Below are 1044 nucleotides of genomic sequence, written 5' to 3' on the forward strand. Positions count from 1 at the left end.
GCGCGATCGGTACGCGCGTGTCGGGCCCGGAGCCCAGCACCATCGCTGCGGCCGGCGTTCCATCCAACTCCGCGATGAACGGGGCGTTCTCGGTCAGGTAGCGATCGACCTGCTCGACCCTCGCGGGCTGCGTGGAGAACGGCGTCGTGCCCCACTGCTCGGTGTTGCCCCGGTCGTTCATCCAGGCCACCGCGGAGTCCAGCATGGCCAGGACGGCAGGCGCGTCGGCGGGGCTGCCACCCCTGATGTGTACGCCGTGGCTGGTGTCGTTCATGGCGGAATGGTAGTCCGTGGCTGGTGGATCACGACCGTGGTCGTCAGCCGGTCGGGCTGCCGCCCTCGGGGCCGCGATCCGGAGAGGCCAGGTTCCGATCGATCGCCGCCAACAGGCGTTCGAGGGCCGTTCGGTCGCTGTCGGTGAGGCCGCGAAGGATGGCCGCCTCGTTGGCCAGATGCTCCTCGATGAGCCGGTCGGTCAATGCCACACCCGCCGGAGTCAGCCCGACCACTCTGCCGCGCGCGTCGGCCGTGGAGACCGAGCGGGACACGAGTCCGCGGGCGATCAGTCGGTCCACCCGCTTGGTCACCGCCCCGGTGGTGACGAGCATCCGTTGGCTCAACTGCCCCGGGGTGAGCGTGTACGGCTCGCCCTCGCGGCGCAGCGCCGCGAGCACGTCGAAGTCGCCGTTGCCGAGGTCCGCGGCGGCGAACGGCGGTCGCAGGGCCGCGTCGAGCGCGGCGGCCAACTGTTGGATGCGACCGATGATCAGCAGCGGAGTGGGGTCGAGGTCTGGTCGTTCGCGACCCCACTGGCCGACGATGTCGGCGATCCGGTCGTCATCCACTGTTGCATCTTACCTTCCACGGAAGATAAATTATCTTCCGTGGAAGATAACGTGACGTCAACGTCCGCCCCGGTAGCCATCACCTACGTGGATCCGTCCTGCCCGTTCGCCTGGATCACCTCACGCTGGCTCATGGAGGTCGCGAAGATGCGGCCGCTCACCCTGCGGTTCGAGGTGATGAGCCTCTCGGTGATCTACG

Annotated in this window: 1 protein-coding gene and 2 pseudogenes; 1 reads left to right on the plus strand and 2 read right to left on the minus strand. The window is 68.3% G+C overall.

Annotated elements, in window-relative coordinates; all coding sequences use genetic code 11:
- Both KBX53_RS33985 and KBX53_RS33990 read right to left on the minus strand, forming a co-directional pair.
- Positions 1 to 274 (minus strand): annotated as a pseudogene (locus KBX53_RS33985) (GNAT family N-acetyltransferase); the annotation flags it as partial.
- A 43-nt stretch (positions 275 to 317) separates the two neighbouring features.
- Entirely contained in the window at positions 318 to 845 is a 528-nt protein-coding gene (locus KBX53_RS33990; protein ID WP_210863928.1) for a MarR family winged helix-turn-helix transcriptional regulator, read from the minus strand.
- Between the two features lie 51 nt (positions 846 to 896).
- On the opposite strand from KBX53_RS33990, the pseudogene KBX53_RS36745 reads away from it, so the two are divergent.
- Positions 897 to 1044: pseudogene (locus tag KBX53_RS36745) on the plus strand (disulfide bond formation protein DsbA); the annotation flags it as partial.

The organism is Micromonospora sp. M51 (assembly GCF_018070305.1).
Classification (GTDB): Bacteria; Actinomycetota; Actinomycetes; order Mycobacteriales; family Micromonosporaceae; genus Micromonospora; species Micromonospora parva.